The sequence below is a fragment of the Chitinophaga skermanii genome, from assembly GCF_003259335.1.
Taxonomy (GTDB): Bacteria; Bacteroidota; Bacteroidia; order Chitinophagales; family Chitinophagaceae; genus Chitinophaga; species Chitinophaga skermanii.
The window spans coordinates 131039-152950 of record NZ_QLLL01000003.1 but is presented as its reverse complement, the minus strand read 5'-3'; the positions used below and the strand labels follow the sequence as shown (position 1 = coordinate 152950).

At 42.2% G+C, this 21912-nt stretch carries 21 protein-coding genes; 15 read left to right on the top strand and 6 right to left on the bottom strand.

Going from position 1 to position 21912, the window contains the following annotated elements:
• The first annotated feature begins 106 nt into the window (after positions 1-106).
• The 5 genes from LX64_RS08300 (at position 107) to LX64_RS08280 (ending at position 3230) form a co-directional block, all read left to right on the top strand.
• A complete protein-coding gene (locus tag LX64_RS08300; protein ID WP_148707248.1) occupies positions 107-454 on the top strand; it encodes a DUF6686 family protein in 348 nt (115 codons plus the stop codon).
• 239 nt (positions 455-693) lie between these two features.
• On the top strand, positions 694-1509 hold the full coding sequence (locus tag LX64_RS08295; RefSeq protein WP_148707247.1) for a DUF1295 domain-containing protein: 816 nt from the start codon (positions 694-696) through the stop codon (positions 1507-1509).
• A gap of 12 nt (positions 1510-1521) precedes the next feature.
• Positions 1522-2040 carry a GNAT family N-acetyltransferase gene (locus tag LX64_RS08290; protein ID WP_111597179.1) on the top strand — a complete coding sequence of 173 codons (519 nt, stop codon included), beginning with the start codon at positions 1522-1524 and terminating at the stop codon, positions 2038-2040.
• 11 nt (positions 2041-2051) lie between these two features.
• Positions 2052-2600, top strand: coding sequence for a hypothetical protein (locus tag LX64_RS08285; RefSeq protein ID WP_148707246.1), 549 nt, complete (start codon positions 2052-2054; stop codon positions 2598-2600).
• A 30-nt stretch (positions 2601-2630) separates the two neighbouring features.
• The gene (locus LX64_RS08280; protein ID WP_111597177.1) at positions 2631-3230 is read left to right on the top strand and encodes a hypothetical protein; all 600 of its coding nucleotides are present in this window, start codon (positions 2631-2633) and stop codon (positions 3228-3230) included.
• A 20-nt stretch (positions 3231-3250) separates the two neighbouring features.
• Here LX64_RS08280 and rluF read toward each other — a convergent pair whose 3' ends face one another.
• Positions 3251-4000 carry a 23S rRNA pseudouridine(2604) synthase RluF gene (gene rluF / locus LX64_RS08275; RefSeq protein ID WP_111597176.1) on the bottom strand — a complete coding sequence of 250 codons (750 nt, stop codon included), beginning with the start codon at positions 3998-4000 and terminating at the stop codon, positions 3251-3253.
• 123 nt (positions 4001-4123) lie between these two features.
• Between rluF and LX64_RS08270 the strand changes: the two genes are divergently transcribed.
• From LX64_RS08270 to LX64_RS08255, 4 genes are all read left to right on the top strand, one after another.
• Positions 4124-4873: an XRE family transcriptional regulator gene (locus tag LX64_RS08270; protein WP_111597175.1), complete on the top strand. Its 750-nt coding sequence runs from the start codon at positions 4124-4126 to the stop codon at positions 4871-4873.
• A 262-nt stretch (positions 4874-5135) separates the two neighbouring features.
• Positions 5136-7079: a lectin-like domain-containing protein gene (locus tag LX64_RS08265; RefSeq protein WP_111597174.1), complete on the top strand. Its 1944-nt coding sequence runs from the start codon at positions 5136-5138 to the stop codon at positions 7077-7079.
• Between the two features lie 93 nt (positions 7080-7172).
• On the top strand, positions 7173-8126 hold the full coding sequence (locus LX64_RS08260; RefSeq protein ID WP_111597173.1) for a pectinesterase family protein: 954 nt from the start codon (positions 7173-7175) through the stop codon (positions 8124-8126).
• On the top strand, positions 8123-9070 hold the full coding sequence (locus LX64_RS08255) for an alpha/beta hydrolase (RefSeq protein WP_111597172.1): 948 nt from the start codon (positions 8123-8125) through the stop codon (positions 9068-9070). Before LX64_RS08260 ends, LX64_RS08255 begins: the two co-directional genes overlap by 4 nt.
• Here LX64_RS08255 and LX64_RS08250 read toward each other — a convergent pair.
• Positions 9059-10249: a DcaP family trimeric outer membrane transporter gene (locus tag LX64_RS08250; protein ID WP_111597171.1), complete on the bottom strand. Its 1191-nt coding sequence runs from the start codon at positions 10247-10249 to the stop codon at positions 9059-9061. The genes LX64_RS08255 and LX64_RS08250 overlap by 12 nt on opposite strands.
• Before the next feature lie 254 nt (positions 10250-10503).
• On the opposite strand from LX64_RS08250, the gene LX64_RS08245 reads away from it, so the two are divergent.
• Together LX64_RS08245 and LX64_RS08240 are read left to right on the top strand one after the other, a co-directional pair.
• Positions 10504-12339 (top strand): ABC transporter ATP-binding protein, encoded by a 1836-nt coding sequence (locus LX64_RS08245; RefSeq protein ID WP_111597170.1) that lies wholly within the window; start codon positions 10504-10506, stop codon positions 12337-12339.
• 94 nt (positions 12340-12433) lie between these two features.
• Positions 12434-13231, top strand: a complete 798-nt coding sequence (locus LX64_RS08240) for a glycosyltransferase family 2 protein (protein ID WP_211324773.1) — start codon at positions 12434-12436, stop codon at positions 13229-13231.
• A 5-nt stretch (positions 13232-13236) separates the two neighbouring features.
• Here the strand turns inward: LX64_RS08240 and LX64_RS08235 are convergent, their stop codons facing one another.
• The gene (locus LX64_RS08235; RefSeq protein ID WP_111597169.1) at positions 13237-14346 is read right to left on the bottom strand and encodes a glycosyltransferase; all 1110 of its coding nucleotides are present in this window, start codon (positions 14344-14346) and stop codon (positions 13237-13239) included.
• A gap of 33 nt (positions 14347-14379) precedes the next feature.
• Complete coding sequence (locus LX64_RS08230) at positions 14380-15144, bottom strand: glycosyltransferase (RefSeq protein ID WP_111597168.1); 765 nt, start codon at positions 15142-15144, stop codon at positions 14380-14382.
• Between the two features lie 332 nt (positions 15145-15476).
• Between LX64_RS08230 and LX64_RS08225 the strand changes: the two genes are divergently transcribed.
• The 4 genes from LX64_RS08225 (at position 15477) to LX64_RS08210 (ending at position 19867) form a co-directional block, all read left to right on the top strand.
• Positions 15477-16175: a hydrolase gene (locus LX64_RS08225; protein WP_111597167.1), complete on the top strand. Its 699-nt coding sequence runs from the start codon at positions 15477-15479 to the stop codon at positions 16173-16175.
• Between the two features lie 83 nt (positions 16176-16258).
• Positions 16259-18040, top strand: a complete 1782-nt coding sequence (locus tag LX64_RS08220) for an amidohydrolase (RefSeq protein WP_111597166.1) — start codon at positions 16259-16261, stop codon at positions 18038-18040.
• A 1-nt stretch (position 18041) separates the two neighbouring features.
• Positions 18042-18488: a DoxX family protein gene (locus LX64_RS08215; protein ID WP_111597165.1), complete on the top strand. Its 447-nt coding sequence runs from the start codon at positions 18042-18044 to the stop codon at positions 18486-18488.
• Positions 18485-19867, top strand: a complete 1383-nt coding sequence (locus tag LX64_RS08210; RefSeq protein ID WP_111597164.1) for an alginate export family protein — start codon at positions 18485-18487, stop codon at positions 19865-19867. Before LX64_RS08215 ends, LX64_RS08210 begins: the two co-directional genes overlap by 4 nt.
• A gap of 111 nt (positions 19868-19978) precedes the next feature.
• Here the strand turns inward: LX64_RS08210 and LX64_RS08205 are convergent, their stop codons facing one another.
• Positions 19979-20698, bottom strand: a complete 720-nt coding sequence (locus LX64_RS08205; protein WP_111597163.1) for a LytR/AlgR family response regulator transcription factor — start codon at positions 20696-20698, stop codon at positions 19979-19981.
• A gap of 24 nt (positions 20699-20722) precedes the next feature.
• Entirely contained in the window at positions 20723-21772 is a 1050-nt protein-coding gene (locus tag LX64_RS08200) for a sensor histidine kinase (protein WP_148707245.1), read from the bottom strand.
• Positions 21773-21912 lie beyond the last annotated feature (140 nt).

Sequence of the window (21912 nt, the reverse complement as noted above, 5' to 3'; positions counted from 1 at the left end):
CTTGCAAAAGTACGAGAAAAATCATTGTTATGTCAAATATCCGCACATTCCGACATTGGTAAGCCATTCTCCCGTTTGGGTGAGATGGGCTGCTGATATTTGTATTGTGAACAATCAAACGAATATGATGTGCGAGTTTAATCATTGGTATTATGAAGATGACGGTTACGTAGTACAGTGCATTCATTGCGGTACCTTTCAAATTGGTTTTGAGAGTACCTTGTTAACCTTATCACACAGCGAGTATGCGGCCTTCAAGCGAATGGTCGACGCAAATGTATTGAATTTGAAACCTGCTTGCGAAGCGCATAGGAAATCTATTGTATTGCCTACACCTTCGTACCATGTACACCTAATGCTCAGCGAAAATGAATTATTGTCGTTGCATAACATGTTAGAACTAACTGACACGGCTATGCAAACAGTAGCAATGCTTAAATTATTCTATCCATAAAACCCTATCTCCCGCCCTGTATTTTGGCAGGGCGGTACGGTACAGTACATCACGCAAAATATATAAATTGATTCCCCCGTTAACCCCAATTTAACTTCACCTTAAGAGGTGGATGTTTGTAGCGCCTTTACAAGTTTACAAGGAACTGCATAAAAAAATACGGCCACAAATAGAGAAATAATTTCGCCTGCTGGTGATAATTGGATAAATTTATCATCGTTATTCTAAAGCAAGGTGTTATGTTAATTCTGGAAGTATTATTCATCGTTTTCGGTATGTGCCTCTTAGTTACGGCAGTAGGATTTCGAAAAACGGTATGGTTTGTTAGCGTAGGGTATGCTTTCTCTTTTGTAGCTGTAAGCGCGGCCTTCTGCCTAAGTTTTTACCAGCAATTACATTGGTACAATTGGTTTCAAATAGCAGGTATTCTCGCTTGGGGACTACGGTTAGGACTCTTTATTGTTCGACGGGAGCGGAATGAAAGTTACCATCAACTTGTATCAGACCTTACTTCCAAAGCGCAAAACATTCCTTTACAAGCGAAGATCGGGGTTTGGGTAAGTGTAAGTGTTACTTATACTTGTATGTTTGCCCCCGTTGTATTTGCTACGCAAACGAAGTTTACACTGGGCATGTGGCTAAGCCCGGTTGTGTATACGGGGTTATTTATCATGTACCTCGGTTTATTTATTGAAAGCATTGCCGATTTCCAGAAGTCGTATTATAAACGCAGCAACCCGGAAGAGTTTGTGCAAAAGGGCTTGTTTAGCTGGGTGCGTTACCCGAATTACTTTGGTGAATTATTGGTATGGGTGGGTAGTTTTATTGTAGGCTTTCCATTCTATCAAACATGGTGGCAATGGCTTATTGTGGCTTTTGGAATGATCAGTATTTTCGGGGTGATGATTAGTAGTACGGTTCGGTTGGAGCGGAAGCAATTTATTCGTCACCGTGGGAAGAAGTCATACCAAGACTATATAAAATCTGTTCCTATATTATTTCCCGGCTTACCTATTTACTCGTTACAGCATTTGAAAGAAGAACCAGAAGTATAAAAATAAGGCACCATGCAAATCATTATCCGAGAAGAAACACCGCAGGATGTAAGCGAGATATACAAAATCAATGAAATAGCATTCGGGCAACCCAATGAAGCGAAGCTGGTAGATAAACTCCGGCAATCTGATGCTTGGATACCCGGCTTATCGTTGGTAGCGCAAATTGGCGATCAAGTTGTTGGTCATATATTATTCACCCGCATCCAGATAAAAGATGGCGATGCTTCGCATGAAAGCCTGGCATTAGCGCCCATGGCTGTGTTACCCACGCATCAATTACAAGGTGTAGGTGGTGCATTAATTAAAGAAGGTACAAGGAAAGCGCGTCAACTAGGCTTTCAAAGTATCGTGGTAGTAGGCCATGCAAATTATTACCCGAAATATGGGTTTGCACCTGCAGCCAATTGGCATATAGATACCCATTATAAAGTTCCGTCGGAAGCATTTATGGCTTTGGCTTTACAACCAAATGGCTTAAATAATGTTAGAGGTACTGTGGTATATCCCGCCGCATTCGACGAAGTGTAAAAACAAGAACCATGCAATACATTGCCCCGCGATTTATATTACGGTATATCTTGTTGACCGTACTCTTTATGTTGATCTTTTACTACATCAAGCCCTTATACTTGGTGAATGGAGGTCCTTGCACCGGCCCGATCGACGTACATCCAAGCGAAAGTTATGGTCATTTCTTTGATGCAGCCTATGTTATCAAAGCCAAAAACGCGTGTTATATACTCCCCCGTTTTTACTATACTTACTTCATCGTAGACCTAATATTCCCTTTACTGTATACAGCCCTATTTGCCAGCGCTGTAAAAACATTAGAACACCCGGGTGTACAGAAAACCTTGTTCTTTTTCTTACTTATAGGCATGGGATTCGATTATTTGGAGAACTTCAGCTTTGCTATTTTCTTACAACTACGTAGTAATAGCTTAGCGGGATTCGTAGCAGCCTGTTCTACGTTCAAAACGGTTTTCTATGTAATGAACAGCCTTGTGTGCATGGTATTAATCCTCCGTTATTTTGCGACCCGTATCTTTGGGAAAAGACAAACGAATTCCCGACATTTGCGCCGTTAAAACATTCTGTGCAAGAAATTATATATTGATATGGGTTGGAAGTTCCATGTAGTGGTTATAGAGAAAAAAGACAACATCACAATAGCTGCTGTTGCCGAGGTTTTGGGATGGACATTAGTAGAATCAGCACCTCCTACTCCGTTCCTCGACACCCTTTTTTCCAAAGACAAATACATCGGCGAATGGAATAACTACATCTACATCGTGCATAACGAACTTCCTGTTGCCTTCTTTCAAGCCCATCCTTCAAGTATAGAAACCACCTTTCAACAGCAGTTCCCCCATACGGAAATAGCTGCCCTTGCCCTTAATAGCACCATTGACTTATACGGTTTCCACCTCAGTAAAATGGGCCGCCGCCTGCGTGTAAAACACGGGGCCGACTTACAAGTATTCATCAACGAAGGCGCTTTATTATTAGAAGAAATGGAAGTCATGAACACCCACATCCTCTCCCCTGAAGAACTGGAAGAAATGCAAGAAGACTGGTCGAGAGAAGAACTCGCTCATATCATTGACCAAGAACGCAGCATTAAAACGGTGATGCAACTAACGAAACGTTACTTCGAAAAACCCATAGATACATTGGGTAGCTTGGTGGAGAAGATTAGCATGCAAGCGCATCAATAAATCTAGCTAGATCGAATACTTTATTCATCCATCCCTTCCAGGTTGGATTTACCATCTTGTGTTTTACTGCTGGTAGCTACCATTTTATTAATTGTATCGATTTCATCTTTGGTGAAGAAACGCCATTTACCCACCGGGAGGTCTTTCAAAGTCATATTCATTATACGCGTGCGTTTTAAGGTTTCTACTTTGTAGCCGAGGGCCTCGCACATTCTTCTAATTTGGCGGTTAAGGCCTTGCGTGAGGATAATGCGGAAGCGCCTGTCGCCTTCTTGTTGCACGAAGCATTTTTGGGTAACGGTACCTAGAATTTTCACGCCGCTGCGCATGGCTTTGATAAATTCTAGCGTAATGGGTTGGTCTACGGTAACAATATATTCCTTCTCGTGCTGGTTACCGGCGCGGAGAATTTTATTAACGATATCGCCATCATTCGTGAGGAAAATCAAACCTTCAGATAGCTTATCGAGGCGGCCGATGGGGAAGATCCTTGTTTTGAAGTTGACGTAATCGATGATATTGGTTTTATCTTTTAGATCCGTTGTACAAGTGATGCCTTTCGGTTTATTGAGGGCGATATAGGTAGATTCTTTTCTCTTTTTCTTTAAAGGCTCTCCATCTATTTCTACCACGTCGCCAGGCCCCACACGGTTTCCTTTCAAAGCCACGTTATCGTTAATAGTAACACGACCTTGATCGATATACTTATCAGCTTCTCTCCTGCTGCAAAATCCTGTTTCGCTAATATATTTATTGATACTGATATCCATATTTCCGCAATTCCTTGCAAAACTACTTCAATTACAAATGCTTTCAAAACAGGCGATTGTCGGGATAATCTTTTACTTTTGCCAGGCTAACTAACTCATACGAATTTTTATTAATATTTCAAAATGGATCAACACGCTGTTTATTGGTCGAGTAATATTAAGTTCTTGCGGAAGCGGAAGAATTTAACACAACTCCAATTAGCGAGCTTACTGGGTTTCACCCGTACAAAAATCTCGGCCCATGAAGGCGGCAAAACGAAAAACCCACGACTGGAAGACATCGTAGCCGTATCAAAAAGTTTCAACATCAGCATCGACCACCTATTGCTTACCGATTTATCGGCTTTACCGGCAGAAGAAGTGTTCAAAATCGAAACAGCCACTACAATTGACATTAGCGGCCAGAAAATCCGCGTGTTGCCCATTACGGTAAATGATGCGAACGAGGAGAACATGGAATTTGTACCTGCGAAAGCTAAAGCCGGTTACCGTACTGGGTTTAGTGACCCGGAATTTATTACCAACTTGCCGAAGTTTTCACTCCCTGGTTTACCGAAAGATAAAACCATCCGTATGTTCCCCGTGAGCGGCGATTCTATGTTGCCGATACCGGATGGTAGTCATGTAATTGGACAATATGTGGATGATTGGTTGCATTTGAAGAACAACACTGCGTGTATTCTTGTACTGAAAGGTGGTGAAGAGGATATTATCTTCAAATTGGTGGAGAATAGGGTGAAGAAAGACGGTACGCTTGTATTATCGTCGTTGAATGAATTATACGAACCCTATGCCGTGAATGTGCACGAGGTGCTGGAAATTTGGAAATTTATTGGTTATGTAAGTCGTGAAATGCCTGCACTAAGTGCTTAATACGTAGAAGTACCGGCTATGTAAAGTCCATGTAAACACTGGTTCATGGAAGATTATAGCGAAATATATTTGTGTATCGAACTATGCATTCAGCATACAGTACGAATTACACATAACAGCAAGATGAACATCAAAACGGGCTATTTTTCAATGGCCCGTCTTATTTTACAAGGAAATCGTCGATTGGGTTTGACATTTACAAAGGCGTTGTGTATTTTGTAGCACGCTCCACCACCTGACAGTAAATTGCCATCCCAACCATATGAATAGAATTGTAGGCATATTATTTAGTATGCTGTTGTTATGTCAACAGTTGAACGCCCAATTACAAACTCCTTATATCCTTAACGGTACTGCTACGCAGAATACGTGTAATTGTTATACCCTTACCCAGGATCAATCCAATTCCAGCGGCACGGTATGGAACAAAACGAAGATCGACCTTACGCAATCATTCAATTATGTATTTGAAGTGAACCTTGGTTGTAAGGATGAAAGTGGTGCTGATGGTATTGGTTTCATTCTTCAAACACAAGGCACTAACCTTGGGGCTACTGGGCAGGGTTTGGGTTTTAAGGGTATTAGTCCTTCTTTGGGTGTGTTGATAGATACTTGGCAAAACTCGGACGAGTCGGACCCTTCGTACGATCATTTGGCGATACAGCAGAATGGGTTATCGAACCATTCGGATGTGAATGGCAATTTAGCAGGGCCGGTACAAGTGATAGATGGGGTGGATAATATTGAAGATTGTAAATGGCATTTGCTACGCGTGGAATGGGATGCACCTACTACTACGTTAATTGTAAGTGTTGACCAAGTAGAAAGATTGCGGATTCAAAAAGATCTTGTTACGGATATATTTTACGGAGATCCTAACGTGTATTGGGGTTTTGGTGGATCAACCGGAGGTTCATCTAACAAACAACAATTTTGCGCGGCTTTACATCCGGCCTTTAGTTTTAACAGCGCACAAATTTTATGTGAGGGTACACCTGTGCAATTCTATAATGCCAGCAGTTCTTTTGGATCTATTACCCGTTATTGGTGGGATTTGGGAGATGGTACCATTACTACTGATCCTGTTCCTGCTTTGCATCAATACCCGGGCGCCGGTAAATACCCAGTGAAAATGGTGATTGAAGACAATAGTGGATGCGTGTCGGATACCATGCGTACAGATGTAACTATTAGTTCCTACCCTGTTGTAGACTTCGGGCCGAGTGTTTTATGTGAAGGCACCTTGTTCCAAATGCAAGATTTAACGAAAGTGGCCGTAGGTGATTTGGGTACCTACCATTGGGATTTTAATAATGGAGAAACAGCGCTGAGTAGAAACGCGGTGGCACCCTATACGGCATTAGGATTTTACCAAATCAACTTACAAGTAACTACGTTACAGGGCTGTACGAGTCAAACAACCAAAACAGTACAAGTAGCCCCTACACCAGTTATACAAGCATTAGCAAGGAATACTTGTTTTGGTGACCAGAGTGAATTTACCGGTGTGAATTTAACGCCAACTATTCCCATTAGTAGCTGGAATTGGGAATTAGGGAACGGCGCTTCCATAATGGGGCAACATATGAATTACACGTATCCAGCCTATGGAAAATACACCGCTACCTTACGTGCTGCCAGTGATTTGGGTTGTGCTGCAAAACCTGTTACATCTACCTTCGACATTATCTCGCTTCGTTTAACCGCCACTAGTGACACAACGGTGGCCATGTTCCAACCCTTACAATTACAATCACATGCTTTTGGTAATAATGTACAATATACGTGGCAACCATCGATGGGGCTTAATGACGCTACTATTCCCAACCCAGTAGCGAGTTTGCAAGCCGATCAAATTTACCGCATCATCGTTACCACACCAGAGGGTTGTCGTGAAGAAGACGAAATAAAAGTGAAAGTATATGCTGGACCGGAGTTTTATGTGCCTAATGCTTTTACACCCAATAATGATGGTAGGAATGATATTTTCAAAGTAATTGCACCCGGGGTACCAGCCTTAGATTATTTCAGAATTTGGAATCGTTGGGGACAGGAAATTTTCTATACGAAAGATTTACGTGTTGGCTGGGACGGCACCATTAAAGGTATGCCTGCAGATGCGGGGAATTACATTTGGATGGTACAAGGGAAAGACTACACAGGGCGTACATTTTCGAGAAAGGGCACCATTTTGCTGTTACGTTAGTTGATGGGAACGATTGCGTAAATAAATCCTTCATCAACCACAAATATCCACTTCATTCATGGTAAATTGTTCTCGTTCCACGAAACGCTTGCTATGAAAATTCTCATCGCGCTTATATGCTGCTTATTGCCTTTTGCGGGCATGAGTCAAACGACCTACCCTGCCACCATTACTGTTGCGCAGGATGGCTCGGGTGATTATACAAGTATTCAATCAGCCATCAATAGTATGCGCGCTTATTCACCAACACCGGTGCAAGTATTTATAAAAAATGGTGTGTATACAGAAAAGATAATTGTGCATGCCTGGGTAACGAATGTGACATTTATTGGTGAAAACAGCGATAGCACTATCATTTCTTTCAGCGATCATACAGGTAAGCAATATGGACAAGATTCAGCAGTGATGCATACCTTTCTTACCGCTACTTGTTGGGTACAAGGGAATGATATTCGCATGGAAAACTTATGTATTGAAAATACAGCCGGGCGAGTTGGACAAGCAGTGGCGTTGCAAGTAGACGGAGATCGATTTGTAATGCACAATTGTCGACTACTGGGTAACCAAGATACGCTGTTAACCGCTAACGATCGAAGTCGCCAGTACTTCAAAAACTGCTATATCACAGGTACTACAGATTTTATATTTGGGCCGGCTACCGTTGTTTTCCAATCCTGCACTATTCACAGTAAGAACGATTCTTACATAACGGCAGCATCGGGCCTAGCGAACCAACGATTTGGGATGGTATTTTTCGATTGCCGGTTTACAGCCGATGAGCAAGTAAAGAAGGTATACCTTGGCAGGCCGTGGCGGGCCTATGCAAAAGTGGCGATTATTCGTTGCCATTTGGGTGCACATATAAGGCAGGAAGGTTGGCATAATTGGAATAATGTAGGCAATGAACGAACTGCCTATTATGCCGAATATGGTAATACTGGACCAGGTGCCGCCGTAGATAAGCGTGTAAGATGGAGTAAGCAATTGAATAAGCGTGCATTGCGCAATTACACATTGACTCGAATTTTTGAAAATTGGATACCATGAGAAACTGGATATATATCATATGCTTGTTTAGCTGTACGAACCAACTTCAAGCACAAATCTACCCTCGCGATACATCCTTTACTATCGCTGCTACATTACAGAAGGAATTAAAGAAATTTCCATTTATCAGCGTAGCAACAGAAAAGCTGGCTGCTAACATTGTTTGCTATCCAAATTTAACATACGCTACAACACAACATCGTTCTTTAACAGCCGATATATTTGCCCCAACGCTAAGATCGGAATACCCAGCAGTTGTACTCATTCACGGAGGTGGCTGGCGATCGGGCGATAAAACACAAATGCATACAATGGCAACTACATTGGCGAAGAATGGGTTTGTGGGGATTTGCGTGGAATACCGGTTATCGCCGGAGGCAGCATTTCCTGCCGGTGTGCGTGATATTAAACGTTGTATTCGTTGGGTAAAAAGCAGGGCTAAGGAATTCCGTATTGATACAAGCAAGATGACAGTATTGGGCTGCTCATCGGGTGGTCAAATGGCAGCATTAATAGCGACGACCAATTTTGACCCATTCTTTGATGATCGTTTGTTGCTTGGTATGCCTTCGTCTCATATACAGGCGGCGATTGATATAGATGGCATATTGGCGTTTAAACATCCTCTTTCTGCTGAAGGAGCTGTTGCGGCGCAATGGTTGGGTGGAACTTACGAGGAGAAGCCGGCGAATTGGGTACTAGCATCCCCCCTTACACATGTCAATCAACATACAGCTCCTACCCTTTTCATCAACAGTGATATGCCCCGCTTTCATGCCGGGCGAGATGAGTACATGGATACGCTACACCGTTACCATATTCCCACGGAAGCAATTACTTTAAATGGAACGCCCCATACATTTTGGTTTTTCCATCCTTGGTACAACGATGTAATGCAGTATGTGATGCGATTCTTACGCAACACATTCCAGTTAAAAAACTAATCTAACCATCCACATAACACGGAAAGCACTGCCACGCGACAAATCGTGGTTGCGCCGTATACCGTATAATCCTTCTAAGCCTGTCGTGAAATACTTATTAATGGCATAAATACCATTTAAACTTACATAGTGACTTAGCTTAAAGGCGGTAGCCACTTCTGTTGGCTGGCGTAGGCCTAAATAGCTATATACCACGGTCGACGACCACCTGCGATCCCAAATTACGCTTCCAGCCAAATATCCACCGTAATACATCACGCGCTCTAATGTGGAATCATTCACAGGTAACGCTTCTAAACCTAGGCCAGAAAAATCGTTGATAGCGCCTTGCGTTCCTTTACCAATAGTAGCAAAAAGGTTTAAGGTGCCTTTTTTCTCAAACTTCTGGTAAAAAGATGTAGCTAATCCCCAACCATAGAGCGATTTGGAGAAGGAGTAGGCAGAATCGGTGTACTTAATTTTCTTATAGATTAGCGAGGCTACTAGGTAACCATTGTTGATTTTATATTTCGGTTTTAACACGAATTCCGGCAAACCTGGATTTACCACTTTAGCGCCGGGCAAGGGTGTGTAATCGGGTTTGGGCTCTTCGGCAGCAAGAATCAATTGCCAGCGGCGGTTGATATTTTTCGTCCACCTTACCTGGGCCACCCGGGAAGCTGGCATTGAATTAGGGCCTTCTAAATCGATGGTATTGGGGGCCGAGGCAACATCCCCGAAATTGGTCCATGTTTGACCGAAAAGCCAGTCGCCCCAATTCACATACGCGTGCCGCAGGCGGAAATTCGGGCGTTCGTCGCCATTGGCGAAAAAGTCGCCTTCAATGAAGGCCGTTAGGGGCTTTTTCGTGTGTGGATATTTCAGGTTGAAAGCGATCCTGGATTGGTTGGCCGAAAAGTGGGTACGGCTAAAACGTGCTGTTCCTTTTGTTTCGGTGGGAATGGCGGAAGTGATGAAGAGGTCGTTATCGAAAACCGAGTTATAATCGAAATAGAGTACGGATTGTACGAAGCCTTGGATTTTCAGTTCAACGAAATCTGTTACTACGGTAGGTTTGGCAGATGGTTGATAACTGGAATCGAACATACTATTACGTTTCAGTGAATCGAATTCACTTTGCGCTTGTGTTTGTAATGACCATAGTAATCCCATCAGCAATAAAATCCGGCGTATAATCATGCATTCAAAAGGTTCATAGCAATTAATCCTAGCACAACAAAATAAGTATGGGGAAAGTTGTGGGTCATAAAACGGGGCTATTCGGCAGCAAAATAGGCCGTCCAAGGCAATATGTTCTTTGTACACAATAGGACTCATTTTTTGCGTAAAAAACTTAACCTTTTCTTCATTTAAATGTTTATAAAAAGGGAGTTAAAAGATCAGCATATGCCCACTGACCGGTTGCTTGTTTTCCGGCAGGATATTTAAGATTTATGAAAACATATTTCCGTTTATTATCGTTTGCCAAGCCAATAACACGCTATGCCATACCGTATATAATTTTCACCTTGTTTTCCATCTTATTCGGAGCGTTAAATCTTGCTTTACTGGCGCCTTTGCTAACAACTTTATTCCAGTCGCAAGAAACGCAAGCAGTATTGGTAAAACCGGCGAATTCGTTCGATTTATTTCGAACTATGCAGTATTACAGTAGTGTATCGATGGCCAAGTTTGGGCTACAGCGCACGTTGGAGTATGTGTGCCTAACTATTTTATGCTCGGTATTATTGGGGAATATTTTCCGCTATTTATCGGAACGTACGATGGAGAATTTGCGTATTCAAACCTTGTTGAATTTACGTAGAACGGTATTTAATAACGTAATGGATCTTCCACTCTCCTATTTCAACAACGAACGAAAAGGCGATATCATGGCGAAGATTTCTTCGGACGTGCAGGTGGTGCAATATACCGTGACGGGTACTTTACAAGTAATTTTTAAGGAACCGGTTACACTGCTTACTTATTTGGTTATGCTGTTTATTATTTCCTATAAACTCACCTTGGTGTCGATGTTGATTATTCCATTATCGGCCTTTGTAATTAGTAGAATTGTAAAGAAATTGAAGAAACAGGCCATGGAATCGCATTGGTCGTATGGAAATATGTTGAGTTACTTGGAGGAAGCGCTATCTGGGATAAAAATTATCAAAGCATTTAATGCTACTACCTTCATCAAGCAGCGGTTTAATAAAGAGAACGAAACGTATTCTAATATTATTCGGAACATGGCAAAGCGGCAGCAATTGGCATCGCCGGTATCGGAGTTTCTAGGGATTGCCATGGTATCGGGCATAGTGCTGTATGGAGGGTCGTTGGTGGTGGCGAAAGATGGCGGCTTGAGTGCTGCGGCATTTATTGCATATATCGCCTTGTTTAGTCAAATTATGCGGCCGGCCAAAGCAATTTCCGATTCGTTTAGCAATATCCATAACGGGATTGCGGCGGGAGAAAGAGTATTGGATTTAATTGACGAAAAACCGGGTATTGTTGATCGCCCGGGTGCTGCTACTAAAACTTCGTTTGAAGAAGAGATGCAGCTTGAAAACGTTAGTTTCCAGTATAAGGAGAAATGGGTATTACAGCGGGTAAACCTTTCCATTGTAAAGGGGCAAACCGTGGCGTTAGTGGGCCCTTCTGGAGCTGGAAAATCTACCTTAATGGATTTACTACCCCGTTTTATTGAGCCCCAGGAAGGGCGTATTACCATTGATGGGCAGGATATTCAAACCGTGACCATGGAATCGTTACGATCGCTGATGGGGATTGTTACCCAAGATGCCATCTTGTTCAACGATACGATATTCAACAATATCGCTTTCGGCAAAACGGGTATATCGCGTGAAAGTGTAGAAGCGGCGGCGCGGATTGCCAATGCACACGAGTTTATAATGGCAACGGAAAAAGGATACGACACGAATATTGGAGATAAAGGCGGCAAACTATCTGGGGGCCAGCGCCAACGTATTTGTATTGCCCGGGCTGTATTAAACAATCCACCCATTATGCTTTTAGATGAAGCAACGAGTGCTTTGGATACAGAATCGGAAAAGATGGTGCAAGATGCCCTTAACAATTTAATGAAAAACCGTACGTCGTTGGTAATTGCGCATCGCTTGAGTACTGTACAAAGTGCAGACGTAATTATTGTATTGGATAATGGAAGAATTGTGGAACAGGGTACGCATCAATCGTTATTACTATCCAATGGTTTGTATAAGAAATTAATTGATATGCAAACCTTCCAAATCGCTACTGTAGATGCATAGACCTAGTACAGTGAACAAAAAGAACGGAAAATAATTAATAATAGTAGGCAGTAATCGTAACCATATTTATTGAACTAAGGAAAAAAACGGAAGCATGGGAAAAGCTCCATTCAAAGTAGGCTTATTAATTTCGACCTATAATTGGCCGGCAGCACTGGATTTAATATTCAAAAGTATCAGGATGCAATCGTATTTACCCGATGAAATATTGATTGCAGACGATGGTTCCGGTGTTGAAACGCAACAGCTCATTCGTTTACATCAACAAACGAGCCGTATTCCCATTAAGCATGCTTGGCACGAAGATGAAGGATTTAGAAAAAGTTTGATCCTAAACAAAGCCATTAAGCAGGCAGAGGCAGATTATATTATTGAAATAGATGGCGATATTTTACTCCATCGGCATTTTATAGCCGACCATATTCGCCACGCGCAAAGAGGTATTTTCATACAAGGAGCACGGGCTATGGTAAACGAAGCAAGAACTAAAGCATTGCTGCATGGAGCATCCAAGCAGCCATCCTTCTACAGCAATGGCATTAGTAACCGTTTTAACGCCTTTCGCTTGCCCATTTTCTCTAGCATATTCCCTTCCAACCCAGGTAGCTCCAATAACATTAAAGGCTGCAATATTGCCTTTTGGCGCGAAGATTTCATTGCCATTAATGGCTACAACAATACATTTTTTGGCTGGGGATCAGAGGACAACGAGTTCGCTGCCCGGCTGATCAACGCAGGTATAGCTAAAAAGCGATTGAAATTTGCAGCCATTTGTTTCCATCTTCACCACCCATTAAACGCACAAGATCAATCCGCGGTGAATCGTTCCCGGTATCAATATACAATGATTAATAAAGTGGTGAGCTGTGAAAATGGTTACGCCGAAGTGTAATAATTTTAGCAGCACATTTGATATATCAATATTCCTAATACAAGATAGCAAACCCATTTCACGATCTTGAAGGTATTGGTACGGTGAATATGAATTTTAGTTACTTTACCATTATCATGGAAGCGGCGACCCAATGTATACCATTTCCCTTGGGCTATTTTTCCTTTTAATACGCCCCAATCATTCGCAAATCGCAACATAGTCATGTAATACCCATCTACCAAATTGCCACTTTTGGCACGTTTACGGTATTGTACATAATTGGCGATATAATCAGTAAAGATCATGCCCACCATAAACAACAGTATAGGTATATGCCATTGTTGGAAGGTAAACATGGTTACAATTAATGCAATAAAGGCAACCACCAAGCTTTCTAATGTATTTAGCAAATCCCAATAAGCATATTGTGGCATTCTATCCATGAGAATAGCCGTTCCCGTACCATACCGAATAGGGCGGGTATATCCTACGCTTTCATTGGTCCACCAAGGATGTTCAACAGCAGCTTCAGGAAGTGTTTTCAATTGTTTATTTGTGCTATCGCAGATATGCATAAAAAAGTCAACGTCTTCACCGCCTCCAGCCTTCGGATACTCATTTGCAAACCTATGATTACCTACGGCAGCACGTTTCACCATAATATTAGCGGTTGCGCCCCATTTGAAATATGGTTTATGCTTGGCGATGGTGAAAATATCCATTCCACCGTTTGTTATAACAGCACGGGTAAAAGGTTTACTGGGTGTAGGCAAATTAACAAGACCGATAAACCCAATTTCGCCGGGATTTTCTTGAATGGCATTGGCATATACTTGCAGCAAGTCTTGCGGCACTGTAATATCATCATCGAGGAACAAAATCCAGTCGCCTTTTCCCAATTCTATACCACGGTTACGAGTGGCTCCAGCGCCAAGGTTCTCCGGGTTTTTATGTAGATGGATATGCGGTTGTTGCGCTAGCACTTCCAGTTGTGGGGGAATAGTGGCAGCCGGGTTATCTACAATTACGAAAATATTAATGGTGGTGTTTTTCGGTGCAGGTAACAAAAGGATTGGTAATAAATACTTTTCTTCTAAACGGAATGACGGAATAATGATATCAATACTATACATACTATATTTTAAGAATGTCGCAAGATAATCATATTAAAGAACAGGCTCCCAGAAATTCTTTTCCCCTTGGTACCTTTTCTTCCAATTCTTAAACAACAAGCGCCAATACATCCACCAGCCCATACTTTGCTTAATGAGCATCAATTTATCGCGCCTAAAAACGGGATCGTTATGAGAGGAAGAAAACCCCATCATGTTGTAACGCGCGATTAAAACGGGTATGTATTGCTGGCGAAAGCGGCGGTCGCCCCATGCTTGGATATTGAGGGCATAATCGGCGTATATCTTGTATTTTAGTTGGTATTTGTACAATTGGAATACGGTAGCGGGGTAAAAGATGGTTTGGTGATTCATGCAGTGCTTGGCGAGGCGATAGGATGAAAATTCACCTCCTAGTAACTCCATACCGGGTGTTGCATCGCCGTAATAAGGAACGCTATCACCGTAGTAAATGGTCCGCGGATCTTTTAATTGCTTGGCGAGATCGGAGAACCCGGGTAATAAGCGATCATCGGCTCCTAAGAAATATATCCATTTACCGTTTGCTTCGTTCACTCCTTTATTGAAGGCGTCGTATATCCCTTTATCTGCTGCTTGGTGGAATTTAATACGTGGGTCGTTGAAAGCAGCAGCAATGTCAGCAGTTCGATCTTTGCTGCCTGCATCCATCAACAGTACTTCAAATTGTTGGAAATGCTGTTGTACAATACTTTGTAAACAATCCTGCACATCCTTTTCTGCATTATACGTTGCGATGATAATGCTTACTATAGGCGTGGCATTGGCACTAATCTCCATAACGTTTCTTGTTCGGCGTGAATAATGGGTTATTTATTATTGATAACAAGTTTTTGCAGAAATGGATTAATGGCATGTGCATTTTCTTTCGCCGTATTTGTACAATTGTATGATTACATTCTACATTGTTTTCCATTTACAAGTACGCTATTTTACTATTTTTCTACCACAACAAATTTCCACCAAACTACCTACCAGTATACATTTCAAAGAAATACCGACCACCTCATTTGCAGTGAAAAAAATATACAACAGTTCGTTCTGTTTGTCAATTGATCGCCGTCATGAACGCTACTAATTTTGCATCATTATCAACTTAATACACAACCCATATGAAAAAAATCTGCATGTCGCTTTTCGCGGTATCCATGTTATGCATTTCATTTGTTGCGAACGCACAAAAGCCAGCTGATGCATTGTTATCTCCTACCAACCACGCTTTGGTAATGATCGACCATGAAAGTCAAATGGCTTTTGCTGTAGAAAACATTACTACGCCTGAATTGCGTCAGAACACGGCGATTGTTGCAGGTGCCAGCAAAATTTTTAAAGTGCCAACGATTGTTACTACGGTAGCAGAAAAATCTTTCTCTGGTCCTGTATTCCCAGAAATCATGGAGTTCTATCCTCCTAGCACTACAAAATATTACGATCGTACAACGATGAATACTTGGGAAGATGTGCCTACGTATAAAGCCATTACTGCTACTAATAAAAAGAAATTGGTATTAGCTGGTTTATGGACAGGTGTTTGTATTGTTGGCCCAGCATTATCGGCCCGCGCAGAAGGTTACGAAGTATATGTAATTACGGATGCTTGTGGTGATGTATCTGAAGAAGCACACAAAATGGCCATCGACCGTATGGTACAAGCTGGTTGTGTGCCGATTACTTCTGTTCAATACATTTTGGAATTACAACGCGATTGGTCACGCCAAGAAACGTACAAACCTGTTACCGACTTAATGAAACGTTTTGGTGGTAGCTACGGTCTTGGTATCCAATACGCACACGAAATGTTGAAACACTAGTTTGTTTCGCTAGCCATGAAATTTTATTAGCAACACAAAAAGGCAGTGTCGTGCTGCCTTTTTCTTTCCCCCTGGCACCCATTATGAAACAATTATTATTTGCCTTTTGCCTGTTGGCCGGGATTTCTAGTGTACACGCACAAGGAACCCTAAAAGCCAGCATTATCATTATCAACGGCAACATCCATACACTCGACCCGAATGCACCGAAAGCAGATGCTATCGCCATTAACGATAACAAAATCATTGCTACCGGTTCTAATAAACAAATCCTTTCGCTCAAGAACAAAACTACCCGCATCATCGATGCACAAGGTAAAACGGTGATTCCCGGTTTGTTCGATAGCCATTTACATGTTATCCGCGGTGGCCGATTCTACAATTCGGAGCTTCGTTGGGATGGCGTTCGCAGTTTAAAACGTGCGTTAGAGATGTTGAAAGAACAAGCGCAACGTACACCACCGGGGCAATGGGTACGCGTTGTAGGCGGTTGGAATGAATTTCAATTTGAGGAGAAACGCTTACCTACCTTAGCAGAGATTAACGAAGCAACAGGTAACACACCTGCCTTTATCCTTTACTTATACAGTAAAGCATGGTTAAACAAAGCCGGCCTCGCCGCTTTGAAAATGGATGAAAACAGCCCAAACCCAATGGGTGGCCTTATCGAAAAAGATAACCAAGGAAAACCCACCGGTTTGCTTGTGGCCGAACCCAATGCCTTTATCTTGTACAGCACGCTCGCGAAATTACCCGAGCTAAGTACAGAAGAACGTGTGAACTCTACCCTACAATTCATGCGCGAATTGAACCGCTTAGGCGTTACTGCTGTGATGGACGCAGGTGGAGGATTCCAAAATTTCCCGGATGATTACACTATCACGGATCAATTAAACAAAGAAGGAAAAATTACCTTACGACTCCCCTATTATCTTTTCGCACAAAAGAAAGGAACCGAGTTACAAGATTATAATAAATGGATTGGGATGGTAGATATCGACCACCAAGGTCATAATGATATCAACCACATCGAGTATAAAGTAGCCGGCGGTGGCGAAAACCTTGTAGCCGATGCAGCCGACTTCGAAAATTTCTTGTTCCCACGCCCAGAACTACCTACCAGCATGGAAAGCAGCTTAACGCCTGTGTTAACACAATTGGTAAAAAATCGTTGGCCTTTCCGTATTCACGCAACGTATAATGAGAGTATTGGTCGTGATTTAGACGTGATAGAACAAGTAAACAAAACCATCAGCGTACAAAACGCGCCTTGGTTCTTCGATCATGCTGAAACGATTAGTGATGAAAACATTGCGCGTATTAAAGCATTAGGTGGTGGTGTAGCCATTCAACACAGGATGGCTTACCAAGGAGAATTGTTTGTACACCGCTATGGCATTCAACAAGCCTTGCATGCACCGCCAGTAGCCAAATTATTAAAAGCAGGCATCCCGGTAGGATTAGGTACCGATGGTACGCGTGTAGCATCTTACAATCCTTGGGTAGCCTTGTACTGGTTGGTAACAGGTAAAACGTTAGGAGGCAACACAATTCTTTCGCCGGATAATCAACTCGATCGTACCACGGCTTTGCAATTATTGACAACAGGTAGTTATAGCCTTATCAAACAACAAGAAGATAAAGGCATGTTGAAGAAAGGTTACTTGGCAGATGTAGTGATTCTCGACCGTGATTATTTTAACATTCCCGGCGATGAGATTTTACAAATACAAGCCGTATTAACTATCGTAGATGGTAAAATCGTGTACGGCGCTGCACCCTACGCACAAATTGCACCTGCACCATTGCCGGTTATTCCTGCATGGTCGCCTGTAAAATATTTTGGAGGATATCAATACAAATAAGATGCGTGAAATCATAGAAAATATGACCAACACATCGAGCCGCACACACATATTAAACGTAGCATTACTGGTATTTAGAATTGTTTTATCGCTACAGTTAATGATTGTGCATGGTTTGAAGAAGATTGGCATAGGCGTAGAAGTAGCCGAGCAAGTGCCCAATCCATTGCACTTGCCGGAAGTATTGAATAGTGCATTTGCTATTGCGGGCAACCTCGTGTTTCCTGTATTTATCATTTTCGGCCTATTCACCCGTTTAGCCATCTTGCCCGTGTTGGCCATTACATTAACCGGCTATTTTGTGTTGCATGCTCACGACCCACTTTTAGTAAAGGATGTGCCGTTCATGTATAGTCTTTCATTTTTATTCTTGCTAGTGGTGGGTCCAGGTGGATACTCGGTTGACTGCTGGCTTAATAGGCGGATGCTTGCAAAATGGGGTGTATGAAAAAGATATTAATCAGCACATATTTGATTGCACAAGTTTTCGTAGGTAGTGCCTTGCACGCACAAACACAACCCAAGTTCGCCAGCTTGTACTATAATGAAGATTATAGCTATCTACGAAAAGACTCCGCATTGGACATGTACGGAAAAATGAAGTACACCAAGCTACATCCCAAAGGCACTAGCTATGTTACCTTTGGGGCCGATGTGCGGTTCCAATACTTCTACGTGAACAACGAAGCTTGGGGACTTGAACCGAAAGATAGCACAGGCTATGTATTATCGCGCTTTCTTGTACATGCCGATATGCATTTGGGTAAACACTTCCGGGTGTTTGCACAACTACAGAGCAGCCAAGCCGGGGACAGAATGAACCCCAGCGGCGTAGAGGAAAATATATTGGATGGTCATCAATTCTTCTTTGATGTACAACATGCCTTCAACCCGCAAACAGCTATTACTTTACGGGTAGGTCGACAAGAATTACAATATGGTTCGCAACGACTTATCGCTGTTCGGGAAGCCCCTAACAACCGCCAATCATTCGATGCAGCGAGGGTGTTACTTTCCATGAAGAATCAAACGTTGGATGCATGGTACAGTCATGCCGTACCATCTAAGCACGGGATATTTGATGATCGATTTAACCGGGATAACAAATTCTGGGGCGTGTATTACACGCATGCAAAAGTGCCTGTTTTAAAGCATGTAGAATTTTACTACTTGGGCTTATGGAAAGCCAATAACAAATACGATCAACTAAGCGGCGAAGAAACTCGACATTCCGTGGGTACAAGAATTTGGCATACGTCCAACACTTGGCGTTACGATTGGGAAGCTTTATACCAATTCGGCAAAGTGGGTACAACGAATATCCGGGCATGGACAGTTTCCAGCAACACGAGTTATGTATTTGACCAACTAAAGGTGAAGGCGGAATTGGGATTGAAATCCGAACTCATCAGCGGTAACCGCTCTTACACCGACAACACCGTAGAAACCTTCAACCCGTTATACCCAAGAGGCGCGTACTTCGGTTTAGCACCGGCATTAGGTCCTGCTAACCTGATCGATGTGCACCCTTACGTTAACGTGCCCTTGCACAAGAAGTTAACTGCCACCGGGGAATTCGCTTGGTTTTGGCGCTACAGCGAGCAAGATGGTATGTATGGCCCTAATGGCGCCTTCATGTTAACAGGTAAAAACGTAGCGGGTAAATCTATTGGCCAGCAGCTTTCGGGCAGTTTGGGTTATCGCCCTAACCCTTTTACCCTTTTCAGGTTAGAATCTGCTTATTTCAGGGCAGGAGAATATTTAAAAAATGCCACGCCAGGCAAAAACATATTCTTCACCTGTATAACAGCTCAATTGAAATTATAAAATCGACAATAAAGAAGATTGTTACTGTCGAAGTGACAGTTATAGGTTTAAACATATCACCAGGGCATTCTTGTCCTGGTTTTTGCTTTATATATGCTCCATTCAATTGCATCAAGCTTTCAACCCTTCCAGTGCTTTAAAAAAATGATCAATATAAGTTAGCCCTATTGGAATCACCTTATCCTTAATATGGATCTGTTGTTTCTCTACTGAAATGATTTTATCGAGCGCCACGAAGTAACTTTTATGGGCGCGAATGAAGCGATTAGGGGGAAGCACATCTTCTAACTGTTTCATTGTTTGGAGGGTAACAATGCGTTGGGTTTTGGTGAAGATGGAAACATAATTCTTTAGCCCCATGATGTAGCAGATATCATCGAGTTCGATACGCACCATTTTGGTTTCTACCTTTACGAAGATATAGCCACCGGTAGATGGATAAACATCGGCGATAGGCTTGGCGGGAACTGTCATGGGAAACTTTAACTTGTACGCTTTATCAACGGCACGGTAGAAGCGTTCCAGCGAAATGGGTTTGAGTAAGTAATCTACCACGTTGTGTTCAAAAGCATTGATCGCGTATTCCTGGTAAGCGGAGGTAATAATTACCATCGCCCGGTTACGCAATACTTCCATAAATTGTACACCGCTTAGTTGCGGCATTTGGATGTCGAGGAAGATAAGATCGACTTCTGTTTGGTTAAGTGATACCATTACATTTAATGGGTTGGTATAGGCACCTACTAACTCTAAAAAAGGCATTTTCTTGATGTGGTCTTCGATCAATTTAATGGCCAAAGGTTCATCATCAATGATTAAACATTTCAACATACGCCCGCGATTTTGGTTTTTCTCTTAAAAAGGAATGCTTAGTTCGACTGTAAATGCTTCGGCGTCATTGGTTACATGCATCACGTGTTTATTCGGGTAGAGCAATTGCAAACGTTTTTTGATATTGTCGAGCCCGATACCACCGCTTTTATCTTTTAGATAATTGTTGATTTTATTGCTAACGGTAAAATACAATTCTTTTTGTGTGATTTCCAAGGATATTTTTACCGGGTGTTGCGGATCATCGAGCACCCCATGCTTGCAGGCATTTTCCACTAAAGGGAAGAGTAATAATGGGCTAATGCGGTGACTATCCATATCGCCTTCAATACTAAAGTGAATATTAATCCCATCTTCATAGCGCAGCTTCACTAAATCGATAAAACTATTTAGATAGGCTACCTCTTTGTGCAGGCTCACCTTATTTTGGGAGTCTTCTTTTTCGTACAACATGTGCCGGATCATATCCGACAATTTCATTATACCATGAGCAGTTTTATTGCTTTTCTCAAGCGTAGCAAGGGAATAGAGATTATTGAGGGCATTGAATAAGAAATGCGGGTTGACTTGCATTTTCAAGAAAGCCATTTCGGCGGTGTGCTTTTGTTTCTCGAGTTCCCGGCGCGTTTTCTCGGCGGCAATCCAATCGATAAAACTACGATGCGCCAAACCTATCAACAAAGAGCAGGCCGTGTTCCGCACAGAAATCAAAATAAAGTTCACAGCATTCACGTATTCCGGTACGCCGGGGAGTTTATATTGCGCCAGCACTATATCATAGAAGATTCTACCCACGAAATACTTAAAAATCCCGAACAGTATAATAGATGCGAAACAAACCAATAGAAAGGAAATAAACCGTTTGGTTTGGAAGAACTTGGGCGTAAAATAGAAAGAGGAAATGCAGAAAATGATGAAATTAATGAACCCAAACAAGCCGTATTGTATGGCGAATGTTTTCGTTACCAAGTAGCCACGGTTTACCACGAGTACTTCGGGTGTCATCAATAAAAAAATCAGCATCATCCAGCCGATAAATAAAGCGATAAAACTCTTTACCTCTTTTCTACCCATAAACTCGGTATATATACTTGTAATACTATCTAGCGCCACAATGTACAAATTAAAACATGAAAGTAAAATCCCGTAGGGTTGAAAAAACGGCCCCTCTCTACTGGGTAGAGAGAGACCGTTTAGTGTTGAATAGGACGTAT